Genomic DNA, 23,037 nt, shown 5'->3' on the forward strand with positions numbered 1-23,037 from the left:
GAATTACGCTCCTACCGCGACTGAAACAGGCTCTGCAAGAGATACCGTTGGTGCAAGACCAATTGGGTAGCCAATATAACCTGTTGGTAAGTATTCAATCACTTGTACAGGAAGAACGATTGAAGTCTCGCCTGCTTTCACAGTGATTTTCTGACCGTCTTGCAGGTTCAAGCGTGTAGCATCCTGTTCGCCCACTGCAAATACTGCGTCAGGAATACGTGATTCCATTGCCGGAGTTTTAATGGTGAACTCGCCAGATGCAAAGATGTGATGCATTGGTACCAGACGGAAGCTTTCAGCATTTACAAGCACAGGTGCTGGTGCAACGAAGCTACGCGCTGGACGTTTTGGTAAACGGTCGAATAAACGAACGCCTGAATCACCGCCTTTTAAGTGACCGCCCACTTCATCCTGGTATTTGTTCCAGGCTTGTGGTGAGTTCCAGCCTGCAGACCAAGCAAATGGTACCAGTGAAGATGGAGTCTCATCACCGACATAACCTTCCATAGAGAATGTTAATGCAGTGTCTTTATCAGTAGGCTGTTTCGGCTCATGTACAGATAATGGCGCACGCATCGAAGTACGACCTGAATAACGACGTGGTTCACGTGCCACTTTCAGACCATGGACACGGAAGCCTGCATCTGGTGCTACATCCAGAATACCTTCAAGTGCAGGAACGTTGCTTGCTACTGACTCGATGACATCATCCAGTATAGTCCAAGAAATCGCTTTGCCTTGTACGCCTGTTTCCAGTGCGTGTAACCAGCGCCAAGATTCTTTGATTGCCAGTTCTGGGTTGTAGTAGTTAGGGTCATACACTTGGTAGAAACGTTGTGCACGGCCTTCTTGAGAAACGACAGTACCATCACCTTCAGCAAATGAAGCAGCAGACAATACGATGTTAGCTTTCTTCACAGTCGCAGTTTCAGAGTGATCTAATACGATCACTTGTTTGCCTGCAAGCGCAGCATCAACCTGAGCTGCTGGTAAACGACGATATAGATCGTTTTCTACAATTACGACAGTGTCATAGTCTTGTGCAAATGCTTGCTCAAGGCTTTGACCACCGAAGATTGCCAGACCCATTGAGTTCACTTCAGGAACAGTCAAGGTCAAGCCCGCATTACCCAGGTTTTGTGCGACTTGTGCAGCAGCTTCCATGATGGTTGCGTCTTGTAGGCTTGTACCAGAGATGATCAGTGGTTTCTTCGCAGCTTTCAGCGTATCTGCAATGGTTTGTGCAAATGCTTTGGCATCGTCATCAATACCAGTGATGACTTCACCTTTCACGCCCGCAGCAATCGCGAAGCCTAAACGTGCGATATCGTTTGGAGAAGCAACCACTTCACCTTCCGCAACGTCAGACAAACGTGTTTGTGTTGCAGCCAGAATGTAAATCGGAGATTTCGCATCTTGGGCAATACGTTGTACAGGTTCAGCCAGCCATTCTTGCGTACGGCGCTCTGCAGCCATTTCCTTGCCTTTATTTTTCGCAGCTTGGCGAACAGATAAAGCCATACGTGGCGCAGTTTGAGTCAGGTCTTCACCCAGAATCAGTACCGCATCATAGCTTTCGATCTCACGCATGTTCGGGTTATAAACACCCTCGGTTTGCATAATCGATGCAGCCAGTTCAACCAGATTTTGCTCTTTTTGAGCCATACCGGTTGAGTAGTTGTCTTGACCAACTAATTCACGTAATGCGAAGTTAGCTTCAAGTGATGCACGTGGTGAACCGATCCCCAGTACATTTTTGCCCTGGATTTTCGCAATTACGGTATCCAATGCTGTATCAACAGAAACTGTTTCTACATTTGTACCAGTACGGAACTGTGGCTGACGAGGACGGTCTTTACGGTTCACATAACCGGTACCGAAACGACCTTTATCACATAGGAAGTATTGGTTCACTTCACCGTTGAAACGGTTTTCGACACGACGAAGTTCGCCATAACGTTCACCCGGAGAAATGTTACAACCTGAAGAACAGCCTTGGCATACGCTTGGCGCATACTGCATGTCCCATTTACGGTTATAACGTTCTGAGTGAGTTTTGTCAGTGAATACACCTGTTGGACATACTTCAGTCAAGTTACCTGAGAATTCAGACTCTAATGTGCCTGATTCTGGACGACCGAAATAAACGCGAGAAGCGTTTGCATATACACCGAAATCTGTACCGCCTGCATAGTCTTTGTAATAACGAACACAACGGTAACATGCGATACAACGGTTCATCTCGTGCGCAATAAACGAACCAAGTTCTTGGTTGTAATGCGTACGCTTGGTGAAACGGTAACGACGACGGTCGTGTTGAGTCATTACTGTCATATCTTGCAGGTGACAGTGGCCACCCTCTTCACAGACTGGACAGTCGTGCGGGTGATTGGTCATCAAGAATTCAACAACAGAAGCACGGAAATCTTTCGCTTCTTTGTCTTCAATCGAGATGTAGGTATTGTCAGCAGCCGGTGTCATACATGACATGACCAAACGACCACGCGTATCTTCTGGATTCGCGTATTGAGTCACAGCACATTGACGGCAAGAACCGACAGAACCTAAGGATGGATGCCAACAAAAGTATGGGATGTCGATGCCAAGACTCAAACATGCTTGCAGCAAGTTTTCCGAGCCGTTGACTTCATACGATTTTCCATCGACATGAATTGTAGCCATAGTCGAATTCCTTAAGCTTGTTCTACGTTGCGGGTTTGAGCGGCAGCATTTACGACTTTCGCTTCAAATTCGCCACGGAAATGTTTGAGTGCGCCCATTAACGGTTCCATAGCACCTGGTGCGTGAGCACAGAAAGTTTTACCAATCCAAAGCTTACGAGTCAGTTCTTGTAAGTGATCGATATCTTCTTTCTTGCCAGTACCATCTTCAAGTGCTTTAAGCGCTTTTACCGCCCAAGGTAAGCCATCACGGCAAGGTGTACACCAACCACATGATTCACGCGCAAAGAATTCTTCGAGATTACGAGTCGCTGAAACCATACATTGGGTTTCATCAACCACCATCAATAGACAGGTACCTAAACGTGAACCTGCTTTCATGATGCTTTCCGCATCCATCGGAAGATCGATATGCTCAGCAGCCAGGAAGTCAGTTGATGCACCACCGGGTAACCATGCTTTCAGCTTCAGGCCGTCACGCATACCACCGGCATGTTCTTCAATCACTTCACGTGCAGTGGTACCGAATGGCAGTTCCCATAGACCCGGGAATTTCACCTTACCTGAAGCACCATAAATTTTTGTGCCCGGATCTTTCGATTTGCCTGCAGACAAACCGATGTACCATTCTGGACCACGCAACATGATGGCTGGCAAGTTGTTGTAGGTCTCTACGTTGTTCACGATCGTAGGACGACCCCAAGCACCTGCAACCTGCGGGAATGGCGGTTTGGTACGCGGGTTTGCACGGCGACCTTCAAGCGAGTTAATCAATGCAGTTTCTTCACCACAGATATAACGACCCGCACCGGTATGTACGTGTAACTCGAAGCTCCAGCCAGAATCCAGGATATTGTCACCTAGATAACCTTTAGCACGAACCTGTTCAAGTGCTTCGTTCAGGTACTTCGCTGCTTCGATGTATTCACCACGGATGAAGATATAACCTTGAGTTGCTTCAAGGGTATAAGCTGCAATCAGCATACCTTCGATCAACTGGTGAGGAAGATCTTCCATCAACAGACGGTCTTTGAAGGTACCTGGTTCCATCTCATCGGCATTACAAATCAGGTAACGTGGACCTGAATTGTCATTTGGTGCCATCAGCGACCATTTGATCCCTGCCGGGAAGCCTGCACCACCACGACCTTTTACGGTTGCAGCTTTTACAACTTCCAGCACTTCTTTCGGTGTCATAGACAGGGCTTTTTTAAAGCCTGCATAGCCTTCAAGCGCTTCGTAGTCATCAACGTGACGGACATTCGCCTGTTTGCTTAGACGCCAAGTCAGTGGATGCGTTTCCGGGTTACCGTCGCCATAAATTGGTTTTGGTTCGGTATTCATACATACTTCTCCAATAACTGTTTAATTGATGTCACTTCCACGAGACCGTGAGTGTCTTCATCAATCATGAGGGTTGGACCTTTGTCACAGTTACCTAGGCAGCAAATTGGAAGCAAGGTAAAACGGCCATCCGCTGTGGTTTGGCCGAACTGGATACCCAATTCACGCTGGAATGCTTCTGCTAAAGTCTCCGCACCCATCAAGAAACATGCAATAGAGTCACACAGTAAAATTACGTGACGACCCACTGGCTGACGGTAAATACGGTTATAGAACGTTGCAACCCCTTCCAAATCGGCAAGGCTCATGCTGAGCATTTGCGCGATGGCATTCATTTGAGCATCGTCTACCCAGCCATTACGGCGTTGTACACACTTCAGCGCATCAAGACACGCTGCACGTGGGTACGGGTAATGCCCAATGTGATGTTCAATTTCATGGATTTCTTCCGAAGTCAAAATCCCTTCAACATTCACACGTGGCTTTTTATCAGTCAAAATCATCATAATGCGTTTACCCCTTAGCGATCCACGTCAGCCATTACGACGTCGATTGTCGCTAAATAAATGATTAAGTCAGATACAAGACTGCCGTTAATCACAGAAGGCATTTGCTGTAAATGCGTGAAAGTTGGTGTACGAATACGGGTACGGTAACTCATGGTTGACTTGTCTGAAGTCAGATAATAAGTCGACGCACCTTTCACCACTTCTGCCATCACAGATGATTCACCTGCAGGCATTACAGGACCCCAAGAAACGCTCAAGAAGTGCGTAATCAAGGTTTCAATATCTTGTAATGTTTTGTCTTTTGGTGGTGGAACAGCCAGTGGATGGTCTGCTTTGTACGCACCAGATGGCATATTCTCTAGACACTGCTTAATGATTTTCAGTGACTGTTCGATTTCACGGAAGTGAACAATCACACGAGCATATGCATCGCCTTCGTACTCAACTGGCACTTCGAAGTCATAGTTTTCATAACCACTGTATGGACGGTATTTACGAACATCAAAGTCGATACCTGTCGCACGCAGACCAGTACCTGTTACACCCCATGCCAATGCAGATTTCGCATCGTATTGAGCCACATTACGGGTACGACCCACAAATACAGAGTTTTTCAGTGCTGCAGTATAGTATTCGTTCAAACGCTTAGGCATCCAGTCGAGCAAGTCTCGAACCAGTTTTTCCCAACCGTTTGGCAAGTCATGTGCAGTACCACCGATACGGAACCATGCTGGATGCATACGGTAACCGGTGATCGCTTCCACAATGTCATACACTTTCTGACGGTCAGCGAACATATAGAATACTGGGGTCATACCGCCGGCATCCTGAATCGCAGTACCGATGTACAGCAAGTGGTTATTGATACGGAACAGTTCCGACATCATGACACGGATACACTGGGCACGGTCAGGTACAGTAATACCCGCCATTTGTTCCACGCCCATCACATAAGGCATGTTCTGTGCACAGCCACCGAGGTAGTCGACACGGTCTGTATATGGAATGAATGAATGCCAGGTTTGACGTTCAGCCATCTTTTCCACACCACGGTGGTGATAACCGATGTCAGGCACACAGTCTTTAACTTCTTCACCGTCCAGCTGCAAGATCACACGGAAAGCACCATGCGCAGATGGATGGTTCGGACCCAGGTTCAGGAACATGAAATCTTCATCTGCATTACCGCGCTTCAGACCCCAGTCTTCTGGCACGAAACGTAGATGTTCCTGTTCAAAGTCCTGCTTGGCTTTGTCTTGGATATACGGGGTATATTCAGTCGCACGTGCAGAATATTCTTTACGTAGCGGGTGACCTTCCCAGTAGGTTGGCAACAAGATACGACGGAGCATTGGATGCCCTTCGAAATTGATGCCGAACATGTCATAAGCTTCACGCTCATACCAGTTCGCATTTGGCCAGATATTCGTTGCGGTCGGAATATTCAGATCGCTGTCACTTAATGCAACTTTAATACGAATGTCACAGTTACGCTCTAAAGATAATAAATGATAGAACACTGTGAATTCTGACGCAGGCAAACCGTCACGGTGCGTACGTAAACGCTCATCTACTGCAGACAAGTCGAATAGCATCACGTATGGACGTGGCACGGTACGCAAGAACATCAATACTTCTTGTACACGTGCGCGCTCAACCCAAACTGTCGGGAAATCCTCGAAAGTCGTTTGCACAAAGAAGTTCTCACCAAACTTGGTTTTGAGCTCTTCAATGATGGCAAATGCTGGGCGTGAATCAACTGCTGTTGATTCTGGCATAGCAATGTCAGTTTCAGCCATTGGCTTGGCTTCCTATTTAATACAAATTCAGTCAACCTAAACGACAACTACACCCATAGCGGGTGCACAACAAAAAACCGGTCGTTTAAATTATTTAATTTCATCCATAGAGCGTAAGTTCTTCACAGCCACACGCTGGTCTTTCTTACGGTCACGTTCCGGCATCATCTTTGGCTTATACACTGGCTTAAGATCATCACCGATTACCGCAGACAGCGGACGACGCTCTAATTGAATTTGGTCTTGTAACAGCATTAATGCCTGGATCAATGCTTCAGGACGTGGTGGGCAGCCCGGAACGTATACATCTACCGGAATAATCTTGTCCACACCTTGTACGACTGAATAAATATCGTACATACCACCTGAGTTTGCACACGCACCCATTGAAATAACCCATTTCGGTTCAAGCATCTGTTCATACAGACGTTGAATTACCGGAGCCATTTTCACGAAGCATGTACCTGCTACGATCATCAAGTCTGCCTGACGCGGTGAAGCACGGATAACTTCGGCACCGAAACGTGACAAGTCATGTACACCGGTCAAAGTCGTTGCATATTCAACGTAGCAGCAAGATGTACCAAAGTTAAATGGCCAAACTGAGTTCTTACGACCCCAGTTCACTGCTGTGTGCATTACATCCTCTAGGCGAGTCATGAACACATTTTTATTCACTTCTTCTTCTAGAAGCGGATCTTCTACAACAATACGCTCTTGAAGTGGATATTCATCAGCATTCGGATTCGCACGGGTTAATGTATATTTCATCCCGAGTTACTCCTTATCAGAGGGTTGAACTTGTGATTTTTTCACAAGACCAGATGATTGAGCTGGGATTTGACCAGTTGGATCCATAACCAATTCTTCAACAGAGTTGAAGCGCGTAATTTCTGCAAGATCCATATTTGGCGAACCAATTTTAGCTTTGTATCCTGCTGCTTTACGTCTGTCTGAAGGTGCCCAGTTCAGTGCGCCTGTCGATAATTCGTAAACTAAACCAACAAGTAAAACCAAAATAAAGATAGCTGCAGTTGCAAAACCAATCCAACCTACTTCACGAACAGAAGATGCCCATGCATACAGGTAAAGTGCTTCGAGGTCGAAGACTACAAAGAAAATTGCAACTAAATAGAATTTCGCAGACAAGCGGATACGAGCTCCACCTGCGCTGACTACGCCTGACTCAAACTGCTCCTGCTTGGCACGGCCCCATGATTTACCCCCGAGGAGTAATGGGACAGTGAGCATAAAGACGCATAAAAATGTAACGCCGATCACGAAGGCAATAATTGCCCATTCGTATGGAGTAATGGCACTCATGCGGGGATAACTCCTGGCAGGCCGATTTATTAACAAAGAATGTATGTATTGGCCTTCAAATACACCAAACACAAAATTAATCCCGCCAATTGTACCTGATTTTGGATTTCACTTGCTAGTTTATAAGCCTTAGTCTTTTGGATGATTTTTTAGACATTCCTAATTTTATTCTGGCTTTAAGCTCAAAGAATCTCAACCAATCGTTTTTTTAAATTAAAGTTTAAATTTCCATTATTTTTTTCTAAACCCGGATAGACTTTTAAAGCTTTGCTTAATTAGGCCTCACTCCTTTTACAGTGTCTGGCTACCCACCCCATGAAAAGAAACTTATAAAGAATCAATCAAAAACATTTCACCTTTGCATAATACTCCGAAAAAATCAGTGTGTTTTTAAAAGATGTTTAACATGAATGTTGTCATTCAATTAGAAGCCGACCTTTTCTACCCGCTCTCGGTAAGCCTTAAAAGAGCAATTGTGTATTTTTGCAACACGTCCAACAGTTTGATTCAGATTATGATATTTCTATTTTTAAACACACTATGACATTTATAAAGTAACAATAAGGAGTCCATGCATGTCTCTACGATTTACCCATAAACCCGATTATTTTTTCTTTGCTCAATTATTGATGCGACATGTAGAAAGCTATATCCAAAAACATCAGGATGCCAGCAATGCAATCTTTGACTTAGGGGATATTCATAAACTTTTCCAGACAGACTATGCCTCTTCCAGCATTAACCTAGACGGTATTATGAATATTGCCGATGAGTACAAGCTTGAAACCTTATCTGGTGACCAGAAGCTAATCCAAAGCTATCAGGTAGACGTTAAAAACAACAAGCTGCTGATCAACTTCAATTCTGATGCCTTAAACAGTCTGAAAGAAGGCAAACCACTGATTGAACCGGATGCTACCATCCATGAATAATCCCCTTTAAATAGCCATAAAAAAAACGATACCTATGTATCGTTTTTTCTCACCTAAACTCTTATTCTGATTGATCTGACACTTCAGCTTTTTCCAGTTTTTCGATTGGTTTTTTCTTGATTTTTTTACCGTAACGGCTGGCTGGCCAAATCATGATAAAGCGTGCACCACCCAGTGTCGGACTTTGATCGACATGAATCTCTCCACCAAACCAGTAAGCAATCCGGCTAACAATAGACAAGCCCAAACCATAACCCCCTGAAGCACGGGTACGACTATCATCCAGTCGGGCAAAAGCTTCAAAGATACGGGCACGGTCAGCTTCCGGAACCCCCGGACCATCATCTTCTACACAGATATACGCCATACCCTTAGCGTCTAGTCCGCCACTGATCAGGATTTTCTGCTCACAGTAGCGTACTGCATTCCCTACCAGATTTTGCACCACACGATGCAGGTAACGTCGTTCAGCCTCTACGATTACAGGTACTGGCATAGGCAGCACTTCGACTTCTTTGCCTGTTTTTAAAGCATCGGTTTCGACTGCCACCTGATCCAGCACTTCAAACAGATCAATATCTTCAAATTCAATTGAAGGCATGCCTTGTTCCAGTTTGGCATAAGTCATGATTTCATCAATCAAAGTATTTAAGGCTTCAATATCCTTGTCAATCTGCTCAACCTGCTGCAAGCGGTAATCATAGTCGTCTTCATCTGCCATCATTTCCACTGCAAAACGGATACGGGCAACAGGTGTACGCAGCTCATGCGATACCGCACGCATCAATTCACGCTGCGCTTCAATCAGACGCTGAATATGATCCGACATATTATTATAGCTGGAAGCCAGCGTCGCCATCTCATCACTACCTTCTACCGGAAGACGCAATGACATGTTCCCGGTTTTCATCTTGTTCAGGGCATAGCTCACTTCACGCAGTTTACGCTGCATTGGCACCAGCAGACCATAAATCCCCAGACTTAAGACAAACAGGCTGAGCAAGGTAATCCCGGCAGCTAACTGGAATGGCATCCAGTTAAATAACGGCACTGGCCCCATGACCAGCACTTCAGACGTCGAGCTAGGAATAGGAGAAATGATTGAAATTGTAGTACCGCGAATTGAGGCACTATCACGATATAGAATAATGCTGTGATCTAGACGCAAACGTCCGATCTGCTCGGAATCTAGTGGCAGGCTCTGGACATTTTCAATCGAGATTGGATAAGAGAAATAATCCTGAATTCGCTTCAGGTATTCTTTTTCCTGACCTGGGTAGTACACCAGATAGTCCAGAATAAAGACCGGTAAAGCCTTCATCTGGCGTTCAGTAATATTATCCGCCTTAATATAAAGATAATGACTTGGATCATCGCGTAGCCCAATGACAATATAAGCTACCCCGGTTTTGGCATCCCAACGCACGACTGCCTTACGGTCAGCCAGACGTCGACCTTCCGCTCGGGTAATATCCATTTTACTGGCTTCGACATAGTAGATTGGCAATTCCAACAGATCAGACGCATCTGAAACCCAATCCATCTTTTGCTGCAGATTAGGCTGTCTCGCAACCCCCTCACTGATGATATATGCCATACCATCAGTCAGGGATTCACGATATTCCTGCGCACGCTGGTAGTTGATGATCTGTACCAGCAGATAGCTGAATACTGCCACCAGGACCACAAGCATGACCAGGCCTGCGTATATCCGCAAAAATATACTGTGTTTAAACACCTATTAATTATCCTGTTTATTCAGGCGGCTAAAGGCACCGATTAGATACCGTTAGTTTCTTTGACGAATAGATAACCTTTACTACGTACTGTTTTAATACGTTTTGGATTTTCAGGATCGTCACCAATTTTTGGACGAATGCGCGAAATACGCACATCAATTGAACGGTCTTGGCCGTCATATTCGATGCCGCGTAGACGTTCAAAGATATCTTCACGTGACAGGATGCGGCCCGCATTTGAAGCCAGCAGCCACAACAGGTCATATTCTGCACTGGTAAAGTCAACCAGCTCACCATTTAAGGTCACTGAACGACCACCATTGTCGATCACCAGGTCATCAAACTCGATGCGCTGAGCCACTTCATCCTCAGGCACTTTGTCAGTACGGCGTAATAAAGCACGGATACGAGCCAGCAGGACACGCGGCTGAACCGGTTTAGCGACATAGTCATCTGCACCCATTTCCAGACCTAAGACCTGATCCATATCTTCAGTACGTGCAGTCAGCATTAAAATCGGTTGATGATAATGTGGACGAACTTCACGGCAGATGGTCAAACCATCAGCACCTGGCAACATAACATCTAGAACCACCATGTCTGGTTGCTCAGCAATAATACGACGAATAGCACGGTTGCCATCCGGCTCTACCCCAACCTCAAGACCATTACGGATGAGGTATTCTTGTGTTAAACGAGCAAGACGCTCATCATCTTCAACAATTAGAATTTTAGGTAACTTTTCTTCTTGGCTCATGTGTTGCCCCTTTATTTGATGGACGTATGCTACGGACGTATCCTTTTTGAAATCCAATAGATACGTTTTTAATATGCTTGCAATATACACACGTTTACATTGTAAACAAGATAGCGTTCACCAAACCAATACACCAAAGTAGCATTTTGTAATATTTTATCGTGCACATTTCACTCGAATGTGCATTTAACTACCGTTTGTCGGCTTATTTGCATCGATCACAGCTTAATCTGAACAAAATGTGACTAGTTGATTCAGGCCTTTTTAGTTATCCACAATGTTATCTATAAGCACTTTTTGCCAGCTTTGCTATGCTATGCCTTGCCGGATAAGGCTTATGCAAGAATCAATAAAAATTGGGATCTTTTTGCAAAAGATTAAGATAAAACTTCAGAAAAATATTTAGCAAAATGTCAATATTGATCTACCCTAAATTTTCCCGTATCTTGTGTTCAATTAATTTTATAACCACTAGGTCTTGTGTTTATTCCTCGAACACTGTGGCACGATTTTTGCCCAGTTCAAACGGTCCATAAACATAAAAATAGATGACAATGGAGCTATGCTAACATGAGCGTAATCACGTCCACTCCGGGTCAACTTCAGGTGATTAAACGCACCGGTGATGTTGCCGCTTTTGATGCAGAAAAAATTTCTGTTGCAATTGGAAAAGCATTTTTGGCAGTAGAAGGCCAGCAAAGTGCAGATTCGAGCCGTATACACGACCGTATCGAACAATTAACGGAAATGGTTCTGAATACATTCAAACGCCGTTTACCATCGGGTGGCACGATCCATATCGAAGAAATTCAGGATCAGGTTGAACTTGCGCTGATGCGTACTGGCGAACAGAAAGTTGCACGTGCCTATGTCATCTACCGTGAACAACGTTCTGAAGCGCGCAAACAGTTAGGTGCCAACCATCACCCTACACTGCAAGTCACTGATGCAGAAGGCAAGTTAAAGCCGCTTGACCTAAGCGAATTGACTGCGACTGTGACTCGCGCTGCTGAAGGCCTTGAAGGAATCGACGTACAGGCGATTGTCGATGAGACCGTAAAAAACCTTTATAACGGCGTAAAAGAGTCTGACATCTCTACAACAATGATGATGGCAACTCGTACCCGTATTGAGCAAGAACCTAACTATACTTATGTGACTGCACGTCTGTTGCGTGATGACCTGGTGGCTACCGGTTTAGAGTTCTTGGGTTTATCAACTGATACTAATGAAGGTGATGCGCTTGAAACTTTCCTGAAAAAAGGGATTGAGTTAGAGCTTCTTTCACCTGAATTGTTAAACTTTGACCTGGCTAAGCTGGCTGCAGCGATTCAACCAGAACGTTCAAACCAGTTCACTTACCTAGGTCTGCAAACCCTATTTGACCGTTACTTCATCCACTCAGATGGCGTGCGTTTCGAATTGCCACAATTGTTCTTCATGCGTGTGTCTATGGGTCTTGCCCTGAACGAAGACAATCGCGAAGACCGCGCAATCGAGTTCTATAACTTATTGTCTAGCTTCGACTACATGGCGTCGACACCTACCCTGTTTAATTCAGGTACGTTACGTCCACAGTTATCTAGCTGCTACTTGACTACGATTGATGATGACTTGTATGACATCTATGGTGCGATGCGTGATAACGCAATGCTGTCTAAGTGGGCAGGCGGTTTAGGTAATGACTGGACTCCAGTTCGTGCCTTGAACTCTTACATTAAAGGTACAAACGGTAAGTCTCAAGGTGTGGTGCCATTCCTTAAAGTTGCCAACGATACTGCTGTTGCGGTAAACCAAGGCGGTAAACGTAAAGGTGCGGTATGTGCATACCTGGAAACCTGGCACCTGGATATCGAAGAATTCCTTGAGCTTCGTAAGAACACGGGTGATGACCGTCGTCGTACTCACGACATGAACACTGCGAACTGGGTTCCTGACCTGTTCATGCAACGTGTATTTGAAGATGCTGAATGGACACTGTTCACTCCTTCTGAAACACCTGATCTTCATGATCTGACTGGTGCAGAATTCGCTGAGCGTTATGCTTACTACGAAAGCATTGCCAAAGAAACAAATATGTTGCACAAGAAAATCCGTGCAAAAGATTTGTGGCGCAAAATGCTGTCTATGCTGTTCGAAACAGGTCACCCATGGATCACGTTCAAAGACGTATGTAACCTGCGTTCACCACAACAACACGTGGGTGTGGTTCACTCTTCTAACCTGTGTACAGAAATTACCCTGAACACGAGCAAAGAAGAAATCGCAGTATGTAACTTAGGTTCGATCAACCTGGTACAACACGTTCAAGGCGGCAAGCTGGATCGTGAAAAACTGGCTCGTACAGTGAAAACTGCGGTTCGTATGCTCGATAACGTGATCGACATCAACTACTACGCGGTTCCACAAGCACGTAACTCGAACCTGAAACACCGTCCAGTCGGTATGGGTATCATGGGCTTCCAGGATGCGCTTTACGAAATGGGTATGGCTTACGGTTCTGACGCTGCGGTTGAGTTTGCTGATGAATCAATGGAAGTGATTTCTTACTACGCCATTTCAACTTCAAGTGACCTTGCTGTTGAACGCGGTACGTATGAAACATTCAAAGGTTCTCTATGGGATCAAGGTATTCTGCCAATCGACTCTCTTGACCTGGTTGCGAAAACTCGCCCAGAACGTATGTTTGAAGTTGACCGTACACAACGCCTGGACTGGGACACTTTACGTGCCAAAGTTCAAAAAGACGGTATGCGTAACTCGAACGTGATGGCGATTGCGCCAACTGCTACTATTTCGAACATTTGTGGTGTATCTCAGTCAATCGAGCCTACTTTCCAGAACCTGTATGTGAAATCTAACCTGTCTGGTGAATTCACAGTGATCAACCCGTACCTGGTACGTGCGTTGAAAGAACGTGGTCTTTGGGATGCGGTGATGGTCAATGACCTGAAACATTTCGAAGGTTCAGTACAAAAGATTTCTCGTATTCCTGAAGAATTAAAAGCGATCTTTGCGACTGCGTTTGAAGTTGAGCCACGCTGGATTGTTGATGCTGCTTCTCGTCGTCAAAAATGGATCGACCAGGCGCAATCTCTGAACCTGTACATCGCGGGTGCAAACGGTAAAAAACTGGACATCACTTACAAGATGGCTTGGTTACGTGGTCTGAAAACCACTTATTACCTACGTGCCTTAGGTGCAACTTCTGCCGAGAAATCAACCATTAATACTGGTGCATTGAATGCAGTTAAGCCTGCAACTGTTGCGGCTCCTGTAGTTGCAGCGCCAGTGGTTGAAGAGAAAAAACCTGAAGCGCCTGTAGAGGAAGAAGGTTTCACTCAGGCAGCACCAGTGCCACAAGCATGTTCAATTGACAACCCTGATTGTGAGGCTTGTCAGTAATCTGACGGGTTTCTAATCCACCCCGACCCTCCTTTTTCAAAGGAGGGAGATTCCTCGAAGCAAATGGCGGGATGCAAGTCCCCCTTTGCAAAAGGTGAGCAGCACTGCTGCGCAAGAGGGGGATTCAAATTTTAAAGAGATTTTGTTTTGATTATTACGATAGTCATCACACTCAAAGGTAAGGCAGTTCCTACAGCCAATCCTAAGAGCCAAATTTTAGACATAAAAAAAGGGAATCTTCCTACAGATCCCCTTTCCAGTCTAAGAAGCGAGTTCTTCGACATATTGCTTCGCTAAAAGCAGGTGAATAATCGCCTGATCTCGCAATATCGTCAAGGACTTTTGAGTAACAACTGCCCTAATGATATTTAAGGAGTATGAAAATGGCGGTTTATTCTATAAGTTATGATTTGGTAACACCAGGTCAGAAACATGAAGCTGTGCGGAAGGAAATAAAAAACTTTCCTGATTGGTGTCATGTAATGGACTCTTATTGGTTTATTAGTACAACTTTGTCTAGTGAGCAAATAAGAGAGCGACTTAGAAAACATACAGATAGTAATGATCTAATTCTAGTAATGCCTGCCTCAAAAAATCACTCTGGATGGTTGAGACAAGAAACATGGGATTGGATTAATAAATATATCTAATATGTTTATTTAAAAAGGAAACCTCAAAGCCGCATATGACTCACAATTACATGTTAGGACTTGTGGCATTGATCCTTTCCTTTGCCGTTACCTTTTACGCACCGATTGCTTATTTCTGGTTTAAAGTTCGCCAGCAACAGCGTAAACAAAATAAGTAGTGGGGATTTATCTCTGAACAAATTCAGAGCATTCATCGACAAAACTTAATTTTGTTTACACAAATTGAGCGTATAGTAAGACATCTCAGCACTGCTGGATGTCTAATAAAAGATATAAAGCAACTAGAGAGAATTGATATGTCTATCCTAAGTTGGGACGATTTCGAAGATGATTCGCAAAAACCGGCTGCACCTGAACAGCAGCCTACGCCCGTCGAGCCGAAAAAAACGGCTAATCCGCAGATGGTATCTGATGCAAGCAACACATCGTCGAATGTGGCAGCTGCACAACCCGCTGCAGCCCCTCGAAGCGCAGGATCAAATTCAACCGATTCACTGGCAAGAGCATCTGCTTCCCTAGACCAGCTGGACGTTGCGCCAGGTCTTGAGGAACTTGAGATGGGTGCACAGCGTGTACAAGTTGATGATAAACGTATGATCAACTGCCGTGCTGACTTGAATCAGTTAGTGCCATTCAAATACGAATGGGCTTGGCAGAAATATCTGGATGGTTGTGCCAACCACTGGATGCCTCAAGAAATCAACATGAACCACGACATCGCGTTGTGGAAGTCTGAAAATGGCTTGACTGAAGATGAACGTACCATCGTGATGCGTTCACTTGGTTTCTTCTCTACTGCGGATTCACTGGTTGCAAACAACCTGGTATTGGCGATCTACCGTCACATCACAAACCCTGAATGCCGTCAGTACATCCTGCGTCAGTCATTTGAAGAAGCGATTCATACGCATGCTTACCAGTACTGTATCGAGTCTTTAGGTATGGACGAAGGCGAAGTCTTCAACATGTATCGTGAAGTTCCATCAGTAGCACGTAAAGCAGCTTGGGGCTTGAAATATACGCAATCTCTAAGTGATCCTACTTTCAAAACCGGTACACCAGAAAACGACCAGATCCTGCTTCGCAACCTGATCGCATTCTACTGTGTCCTTGAAGGTATCTTCTTCTACTGCGGTTTCACCCAAATTCTGTCTATGGGTCGTCGTAACAAGATGAATGGTGTTGCTGAGCAATTCCAGTACATCCTGCGTGACGAATCTATGCACCTGAACTTCGGTATCGACATGATCAATCAGATCAAGATCGAGAACCCACATCTGTGGACTGCTGAATTCCAGCAAGAAGTGATTCAAATGATCCTTGAAGGTACCATGCTTGAAATCGAATATGCTCGTGACACGATGCCACGCGGTGTATTGGGCATGAATGCTGGCATGATGGAAGAATACCTGAAATTCATCTGTAACCGTCGCTTGAGCCAGTTAGGCTTGCCTGAACAGTTTACTGGTGTGAACAATCCATTCCAGTGGATGTCAGAAATGATGGATCTACGTAAAGAGAAGAACTTCTTCGAAACTCGCGTAACAGACTACCAAACTGGTGGTGCGTTAAGCTGGTAAGAAATATCACATAATATATAAAGTATTATGATCAAAAAAACCGCCTAAAATGGCGGTTCTTTTATTGGATGAATGCTTAACTTATTTCATCTTTTCAACGATTTGTTCAGCTTTTTTCAGATGTGTCGCTACCGCAGTACGGGTTTGCGTCAACATGCTTTTTAATTCCGCATTTTTCGCATTTGGAATCAATTGTGTGTCCAAAGTGTTCAGGGCTTTACGATGTACTTCAACTTGGCTCATCATATAGTCTTTATCAGCTGCAGATGGCTTGCTCAGGTCAGTAACAATCTTGTCACTATCACTTTGCAATGTCGTACTGAGACTGCTTGCTTGCGGAGTTAATTTTAAACGGTCTGCCAGAGCCTGACATTTTTTCTCATTCGCTGTATGTTCGCTAATCATCATTTGCGCATACTTACGTGCGTCATCTGTTTTAAGTTTTGGCAAGGCTGTTTTTGCCTGTTTGATTTCACCGTTATTGACCGTACTTACAACCTTAATCACTTGACTCTCGGTTAAATGCATTCGGCTGTCATTTGATGCTTTAGAATTTGCTTGAGCAGCAGTTGAAGATTGCTGATTCATTGCCATTGTTTGCCCAGCAGTGAATAGCAATACACCACTCATCGCAACACAGTTAATCATCTTCTTCATTGGAATAGCTTTCATCATGGCACCCTTTAATGTTTTATTAATTAAAAATGCCTTTATAAAATAGGTGAATTAGCTTAAAAACAGTGTAATGTTTAAGTTGTTTTATGAGATCAATATATAAGCATTTATTAGCTTAAGCAAAGTCTGTTGAGGATTAGTTTCTTATTCAAACTCTACGTAAAAATTCGCAATATATTCATATTGAGTAAAATACCAAAATTAATTAAGGCATTGATTTAAATTATTTTTATAAATTTTAGTATATTCTTAGCTTTATTAAATTTACTTCAGTTTTTCCTCTATTGAATCATTCCTTATTATTCAACAAATTAAGAAAAGCTAAATTTAATTGAACTATTCATTAGCTGCTAAATCAACTTCTTATTAGATATCTTTCATAAATCAAAAAACGATCTTCTTTTTGGTTAATATTTGCACTCCGGATTTCTTAGCATTCGTGCATAATCTGCGGATGAAATACATCGATTCAAACAAGCTTTCTGATCCTCAGTTCAAGCGATACACAGGCATCTCATGGTCAACTTTCTATTTGATGGTTGAGCAATTGCAGAAGCATGTCTCTGCCAAAGGCAGACCGCCCAAGTTAAGCCTGGAGGATCAGGTTCTGCTCTGTCTGAGCTATTGGCGGGAATACCGAACCTTATTTCACGTTGCGACGAGTTACGGGGTTTCAGAGCCCACAGCCTCAAGAATTGTCCGTCATGTTGAAGACTGCCTGATTCGGTCCAATCTGTTTAATTTACCCAAAGATTTACCCGAGGGCGAAGGCATCGACTGGCATGTTGTGATCGTGGATGCCACGGAAATTCCAATCCAAAGGCCTAAAAAAACAGAAGAAAAGCTATAGCGGCAAGAAAAAGACCCATACCTTTAAAGTACAGGCCATGATTCACTACAAAACTCAGAAAATTCTGAGTTTATGTACCAGTCGCGGTGCAGTGCATGATTTCGAGTTGTTCAAACGCAATTTAAACCAGATTCCTTTTGGGGCTTTTATTCTTGCAGATAAAGGCTATCAGGGGATTTATGTGTTGTATCCGAATAGCCTGTTGCCATTAAAAGCCAAAAGACACTGTAAATTGGATCCTGAATTGAAAATCTATAATCAAGAAATCAATAAAAGAAGAATCGGAATTGAGCATGTATTTGGCAGCCTGAAAACCTTCAAAATCCTTGCTGAGCGTTATCGAAATAGAGGTAAAAGGCTTGGTTTGAGATTCAATTTAATCGCTGGAATCTACAACTTGGAACTGAGCAAAAAATGATTTATGAAAGAGGTCTATTAATCAGAATTTCTAGCTTTAGATAGTGAAAATTTATTACCTAAATATTTTTATAAAAGCTTGATCTCAAAATAAATTTCCTATGCTACTATCGGCCATATATGAATAATATTTATACAAATCCATAATAGCCAGAAGATAAATAGAGAGGGCTTATGAAAGGTTCCATCCTGGATTTTTCTATTCAAGATAATACGGGTTTTATCACAGGGGATGATAACAACCGCTACAGTTTTAGCGGTGCAGACTGGCGTGGACAACGCCCTCCATCACGCGGTGACCGGGTTGATTTTATTGTTAACTCAACCGGCCATGCAGCAGATATTTATCTGGCTCTGGGAAGCTCGATTCATCTGGGAGAAAGTATTAGCAATCAGATTAACAAATATTCCAATTTGGATCAGGCTGAAGAGAATTACAGCAGTATCGACTGGTTCGTAAAATGTCTAACCAATTATGCAAACTTTTCTGGTCGTGCACGCCGTAAAGAATTTTGGTTCTTTATGCTGTTTTGTGTAATTTTAGGCATTATTAGTGAAGTCATTGATGCAGTTTTAGGCACCAAACCTTTGGTGAATGGCCTGCTAAATTTAGCTCTTTTACTCCCAAGTCTGGCTGTAGGGGCACGTCGCTTGCATGACATTGGACGCTCTGGATGGTGGCAATTGCTTGTACTGACAGGGATAGGAGTCATTTTACTCATCATCTGGTGGGCAAGTGATACCAAAAAAGAAAATAATGAATATGGTGCTCCTGCCAAGTAATGGAACATTACATATCCCGTCTTGATACGGGATATGTTTATAGATTATTTAATTTAATATCAAAGCAATACGTAGGTAATTCATGCTGCAAGATCAGTTATCCAAACTTCCCAATGCAATATGGGTGCAAATTTATAAAGATAAAATGCAACTGATGGACAATGAGGGCACGATTGTGCAAACAATGGTCCCTCCCGTTCCCTATGCGCATGAACGCAGCATCATTGCCGACTTTAATGCTGCCTCAGACACCCTAAAACAGCTGGTATCTACTCCAATTGTTCAAAAACTTTGGGGCTCTACAACGCTGCTGCAAGTTATGGATATGCCTGAAGAGGGTCTGACAGCTCTTGAACAGCGTGCCCTGCTAGAATTAGGTTATGAAAATAGTGCACAAAAGGTGATTCTGTATGATCCCGCAGGTCAGGAAGTTACGAAAGCGAGCTTAAGCACCACTTATCCTAAAACCAATCTAAAAATCTTTCTGGTTATCTTAATTGTCGTCATTGCTGCTTCTATCTGGTTTTTAACACTTTAAATGCCATATAAAATTAAAAAACCCCGCATTAAGCGGGATTTTTTAATTGAAGTTCAATGACATCTTAAATTTTTATGAATAATCCATTTTAAAAACTTCTGATTAGATTGGATTATATTTAATGATGTCATCCAGCGGCTTTGTTGCACAAAGATTTGAAATGCAAAGCGCCCCTAATTGAGCCAAATTTAAGGCGTAATTTGGGTAAGTGGTCGACCTAATTCCGTAAATCGGTTGAGGACTGCTACACGTGCATGAATTTCATTCACCTGACTAGGAAAGCTTCTTGCCATTAATTTATCGCCTAATAATTTGATGCAATGCATCTTGGTTTCCACCAAACTGCGGCGATGATAGCCTGACCATTTTTTCCATAATGTCCTGCCTAAACGTTTAACTGTTCGAAGTAATTCATTTCGCTCTAGCGAGCTACTCTTTCTATCTTTCCATGGTTTCGCATTTTTTCTAGGTGGAATCACCGCATGTGCTTGCCGATCTGCAATGACCTGACGGCATTGCTTGGTGTCATAAGCTCCATCGGTATAAACAGAGTCAATCTGCTCATCTTGTGGAATCTGATTAAGTAAATCACCAAGCACCTGTGAATCACTGACATTATTGGTTGTGAGCTGAATAGCGCGTATTTGTAGGGTTTTGGCATCTATACCAATATGTAGTTTACGCCATTGGCGACGATATTCAGCTCCATGTTTCTTGCGTTTCCATTCGCCCTCACCTAGAAACTTCATGCCTGTAGAGTCTACAAGTAGATGCAGCCCCTCGCTACTTTTTTGGTAGCTGATTGCAATATCAATATGCTTTTGTCTTCTACAAAGCGTACTGTAATCTGGTGCGGTCCAATTTAATCCGCAAAGTTCAATCAGACTTTGCACAAAGCCAGTGACCATACGTAAAGATAGACGGAATAAGGATTTAATCATTAAGCAGCATTGGATAGCTGCGTCGGAGTAGGTTTGATTTCGCCCTTGTTTGCCTTTTGATGGAGCATACCATTGCGTAGCAGGATCAAACCAAATGGCAATATTTCCGCGACTCATGAGTACTCGGTTATATGCGGGCCAATTGGTTGTGCGGTAGATTTTATGTGTAGGCTTCTTCATTTGAAAATTATATCGCTGAAAAAGCCTTTACAGATAGGTTTGTGCAACAAAGCCAGTTAACGCAATAGAACAGATTTCTATTCAAAAGGTGAAGTTAAAAATTATTGTTAATAATGAATATAAAAAATGCTCCTAAACATAGAAGCATTTTATTTTTAATGAAAATAAAAAATTATTTTAAATAGTCTAATAAATGACTAAAGTTCTCAATCGTATATTTAGGCTGTGCCTGCTGTAATTCAATTTCTGAACCATAGCCGTATTTGACTGCAATCGACTCAATCCCATTATGGCGGGCACCAAAAATATCATGCTCACGGTCCCCCACCATAATGCATTGATCAGCCTGCATGCCTTGTTGTTCCAGGATATACTGAATCAGTTCCCCTTTATTGGTCCGATCACCATTCAGCTCACTGCCATAAATCTCAGTAAAATACTGGGCCAGATTAAAATGTTCCAGAATCTGTTTGGCATAAACGGTTGGTTTTGCTGTTGCGAGAAACAGGCGATAACCACGGCGTTTAAGTTCCGCCAGAGTTTCAGCTACGCCTTCAAAGACGTGATTTTCATATAAGCCAGTCACTGCGAAACGTTCACGATATGCCATTAGTGCCTGTTCAGCCAGGGTATCATCCGCATCCACATTCAAAATTTTAGCTAGTGAAGCTTTTAGAGGAGGCCCGATAATCCAGTCAATATTCGTGTCTTCACTGATCGGATGACCCACCTTTTCCAGACCATAGCGGGCAGAAGTCGTAATCCCCACTTTTGGGTCAGTTAATGTACCATCCAAATCAATTAAAATATTCTGAATCACATCTTGTCCCCTATGTTTGCAACCGACATCAATTCATATCGTGAGTATAGCCAGATTTGTCTACTCTAAAGCAATTATTAGGCCATAAAAACAAGCCAAGAACGCCCATTTTCAGGGTAATCAACTCTATATTTTGATCAGATAAAACATATGAAATTTTGCCTGACAGACAGTTCTTGCAAGTGATAGAAATTAATATCGAGAGTTTGAATAAATTTGCCTATACTAAGGCAATTTTAGTGAATGAAGGACATCATTTTGCGACCTACCGTACTTTGCTTTTCAGGTTTAGATCCTTCAGGTGGAGCAGGCCTTCAAGCAGATATTGAAGCCATCGGTCAAAGTGGTGCTCATGCTGCAATTGCCTGTACAGCCCTGACCATCCAGAACTCGCAACAGGTCTTTGGTTTTGAAGCAACTTCAAAGGAATTACTGCTGGCTCAGGCCAATGCTGTGGTAAATGATCTGCCGATTCGCTGTGTTAAATCAGGCATGCTGGGTACTACTGAAAATATTGAGGCGCTGGCAGAATTTCTAACTGCGCATCCGGACTATAAGTATGTACTGGATCCAGTGCTGGTAGCCAATAGTGGTGGCTCACTCGGCAATCAGGCCACACTGGTCAAAGCGTTTACACAACTGATTCCGCTAGCTACGATTTTAACTCCAAATACTGTCGAGTTGCGTGCCCTAACAGGTGAGCAGGATTTAGATCAAGCCACGCAGAAACTGTTTGAAATGGGTGCTCACGCGATTCTGGTTAAAGGCGGCCACGAAGATACTCCCGACTATATCCAGAACCGTCTATATATTCAGGGTGAATTGATCAACGAAACCCGTTGTCCGCGTCTGGAAGGTGAATATCATGGCTCAGGCTGTTCACTGGCGAGTTTCATTGCCGGACGTCTAGCCTTGGGTGAACAGTTGAAAACAGCTGTACAACATGCAGAAACCTGGTTATTTGGTGTATTAAAGAATGCGGAAATTCCAGTACCGAATGGTCAGCGGATTCCAAAACGCTTCTAATCTTTCCTAAATAAAAAAGCCTGAACGATTCAGGCTTTTTTATGGCGATTTCTTTTCAAGAGTCGACAAATAGAGGTGATGATCTTGT

The 23,037-nt window shown here is 43.5% G+C and carries 21 protein-coding genes; 10 read left to right on the top strand and 11 right to left on the bottom strand.

The genetic code is table 11. The features are described 5' to 3' along the window. Positions 1 to 3 precede the first annotated feature (3 nt). The 6 genes from nuoG to ndhC form a co-directional block, all read right to left on the bottom strand. Complete coding sequence (nuoG, locus tag AC4MBN_RS11170; RefSeq protein ID WP_491880219.1) at positions 4 to 2,682, bottom strand: NADH-quinone oxidoreductase subunit NuoG; 2,679 nt, start codon at positions 2,680 to 2,682, stop codon at positions 4 to 6. Positions 2,683 to 2,693: 11 nt separating this feature from the next. Beyond that, positions 2,694 to 4,025, bottom strand: a complete 1,332-nt coding sequence (gene nuoF, locus AC4MBN_RS11175; RefSeq protein ID WP_004785084.1) for an NADH-quinone oxidoreductase subunit NuoF — start codon at positions 4,023 to 4,025, stop codon at positions 2,694 to 2,696. Next, positions 4,022 to 4,531: an NADH-quinone oxidoreductase subunit NuoE gene (nuoE, locus tag AC4MBN_RS11180; RefSeq protein ID WP_004785086.1), complete on the bottom strand. Its 510-nt coding sequence runs from the start codon at positions 4,529 to 4,531 to the stop codon at positions 4,022 to 4,024. The genes nuoF and nuoE overlap by 4 nt, the downstream gene beginning before the upstream one ends. Before the next feature lie 14 nt (positions 4,532 to 4,545). Further along, positions 4,546 to 6,333 (bottom strand): NADH-quinone oxidoreductase subunit C/D, encoded by a 1,788-nt coding sequence (gene nuoC / locus AC4MBN_RS11185; protein ID WP_419364630.1) that lies wholly within the window; start codon positions 6,331 to 6,333, stop codon positions 4,546 to 4,548. Between the two features lie 90 nt (positions 6,334 to 6,423). Further along, positions 6,424 to 7,104, bottom strand: coding sequence for a NuoB/complex I 20 kDa subunit family protein (locus tag AC4MBN_RS11190; protein WP_004785090.1), 681 nt, complete (start codon positions 7,102 to 7,104; stop codon positions 6,424 to 6,426). A gap of 6 nt (positions 7,105 to 7,110) precedes the next feature. Next, positions 7,111 to 7,656, bottom strand: coding sequence for an NADH-quinone oxidoreductase subunit A (gene ndhC, locus AC4MBN_RS11195; protein WP_004785092.1), 546 nt, complete (start codon positions 7,654 to 7,656; stop codon positions 7,111 to 7,113). 575 nt (positions 7,657 to 8,231) lie between these two features. Here ndhC and AC4MBN_RS11200 point away from each other — a divergent pair. After that, positions 8,232 to 8,588, top strand: coding sequence for a hypothetical protein (locus tag AC4MBN_RS11200; RefSeq protein WP_004785094.1), 357 nt, complete (start codon positions 8,232 to 8,234; stop codon positions 8,586 to 8,588). 61 nt (positions 8,589 to 8,649) lie between these two features. Here AC4MBN_RS11200 and bfmS read toward each other — a convergent pair whose 3' ends face one another. Both bfmS and bfmR read right to left on the bottom strand, forming a co-directional pair. Further along, complete coding sequence (bfmS, locus tag AC4MBN_RS11205) at positions 8,650 to 10,326, bottom strand: sensor histidine kinase BfmS (protein WP_491880220.1); 1,677 nt, start codon at positions 10,324 to 10,326, stop codon at positions 8,650 to 8,652. A 41-nt stretch (positions 10,327 to 10,367) separates the two neighbouring features. Then, entirely contained in the window at positions 10,368 to 11,084 is a 717-nt protein-coding gene (gene bfmR / locus AC4MBN_RS11210) for a response regulator transcription factor BfmR (protein ID WP_004785097.1), read from the bottom strand. Positions 11,085 to 11,654: 570 nt separating this feature from the next. On the opposite strand from bfmR, the gene AC4MBN_RS11215 reads away from it, so the two are divergent. The 4 genes from AC4MBN_RS11215 (at position 11,655) to AC4MBN_RS11230 (ending at position 16,719) form a co-directional block, all read left to right on the top strand. After that, positions 11,655 to 14,489 carry a ribonucleoside-diphosphate reductase subunit alpha gene (locus AC4MBN_RS11215; protein ID WP_419375239.1) on the top strand — a complete coding sequence of 945 codons (2,835 nt, stop codon included), beginning with the start codon at positions 11,655 to 11,657 and terminating at the stop codon, positions 14,487 to 14,489. A 383-nt stretch (positions 14,490 to 14,872) separates the two neighbouring features. Beyond that, a complete protein-coding gene (locus AC4MBN_RS11220) occupies positions 14,873 to 15,139 on the top strand; it encodes a hypothetical protein (protein WP_491880221.1) in 267 nt (88 codons plus the stop codon). A 35-nt stretch (positions 15,140 to 15,174) separates the two neighbouring features. After that, positions 15,175 to 15,297 (top strand): hypothetical protein, encoded by a 123-nt coding sequence (locus tag AC4MBN_RS11225; protein WP_257225464.1) that lies wholly within the window; start codon positions 15,175 to 15,177, stop codon positions 15,295 to 15,297. 138 nt (positions 15,298 to 15,435) lie between these two features. Continuing rightward, entirely contained in the window at positions 15,436 to 16,719 is a 1,284-nt protein-coding gene (locus tag AC4MBN_RS11230; protein ID WP_004785102.1) for a ribonucleotide-diphosphate reductase subunit beta, read from the top strand. Between the two features lie 81 nt (positions 16,720 to 16,800). Here AC4MBN_RS11230 and AC4MBN_RS11235 read toward each other — a convergent pair whose 3' ends face one another. Beyond that, positions 16,801 to 17,391, bottom strand: a complete 591-nt coding sequence (locus tag AC4MBN_RS11235; RefSeq protein ID WP_419364637.1) for a DUF4142 domain-containing protein — start codon at positions 17,389 to 17,391, stop codon at positions 16,801 to 16,803. 457 nt (positions 17,392 to 17,848) lie between these two features. On the opposite strand from AC4MBN_RS11235, the gene AC4MBN_RS11240 reads away from it, so the two are divergent. The 4 genes from AC4MBN_RS11240 (at position 17,849) to AC4MBN_RS11255 (ending at position 19,982) form a co-directional block, all read left to right on the top strand. Then, positions 17,849 to 18,244: a transposase family protein gene (locus AC4MBN_RS11240; protein ID WP_080631261.1), complete on the top strand. Its 396-nt coding sequence runs from the start codon at positions 17,849 to 17,851 to the stop codon at positions 18,242 to 18,244. Further along, the gene (locus AC4MBN_RS11245; RefSeq protein ID WP_005252359.1) at positions 18,192 to 18,662 is read left to right on the top strand and encodes an IS5/IS1182 family transposase; all 471 of its coding nucleotides are present in this window, start codon (positions 18,192 to 18,194) and stop codon (positions 18,660 to 18,662) included. Before AC4MBN_RS11240 ends, AC4MBN_RS11245 begins: the two co-directional genes overlap by 53 nt. A 173-nt stretch (positions 18,663 to 18,835) precedes the next feature. After that, positions 18,836 to 19,444 carry a DUF805 domain-containing protein gene (locus tag AC4MBN_RS11250; RefSeq protein WP_491880222.1) on the top strand — a complete coding sequence of 203 codons (609 nt, stop codon included), beginning with the start codon at positions 18,836 to 18,838 and terminating at the stop codon, positions 19,442 to 19,444. An 82-nt stretch (positions 19,445 to 19,526) separates the two neighbouring features. Next, positions 19,527 to 19,982, top strand: coding sequence for a hypothetical protein (locus AC4MBN_RS11255; RefSeq protein ID WP_419364641.1), 456 nt, complete (start codon positions 19,527 to 19,529; stop codon positions 19,980 to 19,982). Positions 19,983 to 20,170: 188 nt separating this feature from the next. Here the strand turns inward: AC4MBN_RS11255 and AC4MBN_RS11260 are convergent, their stop codons facing one another. Further along, positions 20,171 to 21,103, bottom strand: coding sequence for an IS5-like element IS17 family transposase (locus AC4MBN_RS11260; RefSeq protein ID WP_419365521.1), 933 nt, complete (start codon positions 21,101 to 21,103; stop codon positions 20,171 to 20,173). 172 nt (positions 21,104 to 21,275) lie between these two features. Next, a complete protein-coding gene (locus tag AC4MBN_RS11265; protein ID WP_419364645.1) occupies positions 21,276 to 21,923 on the bottom strand; it encodes an HAD family hydrolase in 648 nt (215 codons plus the stop codon). A 258-nt stretch (positions 21,924 to 22,181) separates the two neighbouring features. Between AC4MBN_RS11265 and AC4MBN_RS11270 the strand changes: the two genes are divergently transcribed. After that, on the top strand, positions 22,182 to 22,949 hold the full coding sequence (locus AC4MBN_RS11270) for a hydroxymethylpyrimidine/phosphomethylpyrimidine kinase (RefSeq protein ID WP_419364744.1): 768 nt from the start codon (positions 22,182 to 22,184) through the stop codon (positions 22,947 to 22,949). Positions 22,950 to 23,037 lie beyond the last annotated feature (88 nt).

This window comes from Acinetobacter sp. CAU_H_60 (genome assembly GCF_058599385.1).

What these genes read in the sequence shown, in the direction of transcription:
- nuoG (WP_491880219.1), bottom strand. Translation starts at nt 2,682, where the DNA reads ATGGCTACAATTCATGTCGATGGAAAATCGTATGAAGTCAACGGCTCG.
- ndhC (WP_004785092.1), bottom strand. Translation starts at nt 7,656, where the DNA reads ATGAGTGCCATTACTCCATACGAATGGGCAATTATTGCCTTCGTGATC.
- AC4MBN_RS11260 (WP_419365521.1), bottom strand. Translation starts at nt 21,103, where the DNA reads ATGAAGAAGCCTACACATAAAATCTACCGCACAACCAATTGGCCCGCA.
- nuoC (WP_419364630.1), bottom strand. Translation starts at nt 6,333, where the DNA reads ATGGCTGAAACTGACATTGCTATGCCAGAATCAACAGCAGTTGATTCA.
- AC4MBN_RS11215 (WP_419375239.1), top strand. Translation starts at nt 11,655, where the DNA reads ATGAGCGTAATCACGTCCACTCCGGGTCAACTTCAGGTGATTAAACGC.
- bfmR (WP_004785097.1), bottom strand. Translation starts at nt 11,084, where the DNA reads ATGAGCCAAGAAGAAAAGTTACCTAAAATTCTAATTGTTGAAGATGAT.
- nuoF (WP_004785084.1), bottom strand. Translation starts at nt 4,025, where the DNA reads ATGAATACCGAACCAAAACCAATTTATGGCGACGGTAACCCGGAAACG.
- AC4MBN_RS11230 (WP_004785102.1), top strand. Translation starts at nt 15,436, where the DNA reads ATGTCTATCCTAAGTTGGGACGATTTCGAAGATGATTCGCAAAAACCG.
- AC4MBN_RS11220 (WP_491880221.1), top strand. Translation starts at nt 14,873, where the DNA reads ATGGCGGTTTATTCTATAAGTTATGATTTGGTAACACCAGGTCAGAAA.
- AC4MBN_RS11240 (WP_080631261.1), top strand. Translation starts at nt 17,849, where the DNA reads ATGAAATACATCGATTCAAACAAGCTTTCTGATCCTCAGTTCAAGCGA.
- AC4MBN_RS11190 (WP_004785090.1), bottom strand. Translation starts at nt 7,104, where the DNA reads ATGAAATATACATTAACCCGTGCGAATCCGAATGCTGATGAATATCCA.
- AC4MBN_RS11200 (WP_004785094.1), top strand. Translation starts at nt 8,232, where the DNA reads ATGTCTCTACGATTTACCCATAAACCCGATTATTTTTTCTTTGCTCAA.
- AC4MBN_RS11250 (WP_491880222.1), top strand. Translation starts at nt 18,836, where the DNA reads ATGAAAGGTTCCATCCTGGATTTTTCTATTCAAGATAATACGGGTTTT.
- AC4MBN_RS11255 (WP_419364641.1), top strand. Translation starts at nt 19,527, where the DNA reads ATGCTGCAAGATCAGTTATCCAAACTTCCCAATGCAATATGGGTGCAA.
- AC4MBN_RS11235 (WP_419364637.1), bottom strand. Translation starts at nt 17,391, where the DNA reads ATGAAAGCTATTCCAATGAAGAAGATGATTAACTGTGTTGCGATGAGT.
- AC4MBN_RS11225 (WP_257225464.1), top strand. Translation starts at nt 15,175, where the DNA reads ATGACTCACAATTACATGTTAGGACTTGTGGCATTGATCCTTTCCTTT.
- AC4MBN_RS11245 (WP_005252359.1), top strand. Translation starts at nt 18,192, where the DNA reads ATGCCACGGAAATTCCAATCCAAAGGCCTAAAAAAACAGAAGAAAAGC.
- nuoE (WP_004785086.1), bottom strand. Translation starts at nt 4,531, where the DNA reads ATGATGATTTTGACTGATAAAAAGCCACGTGTGAATGTTGAAGGGATT.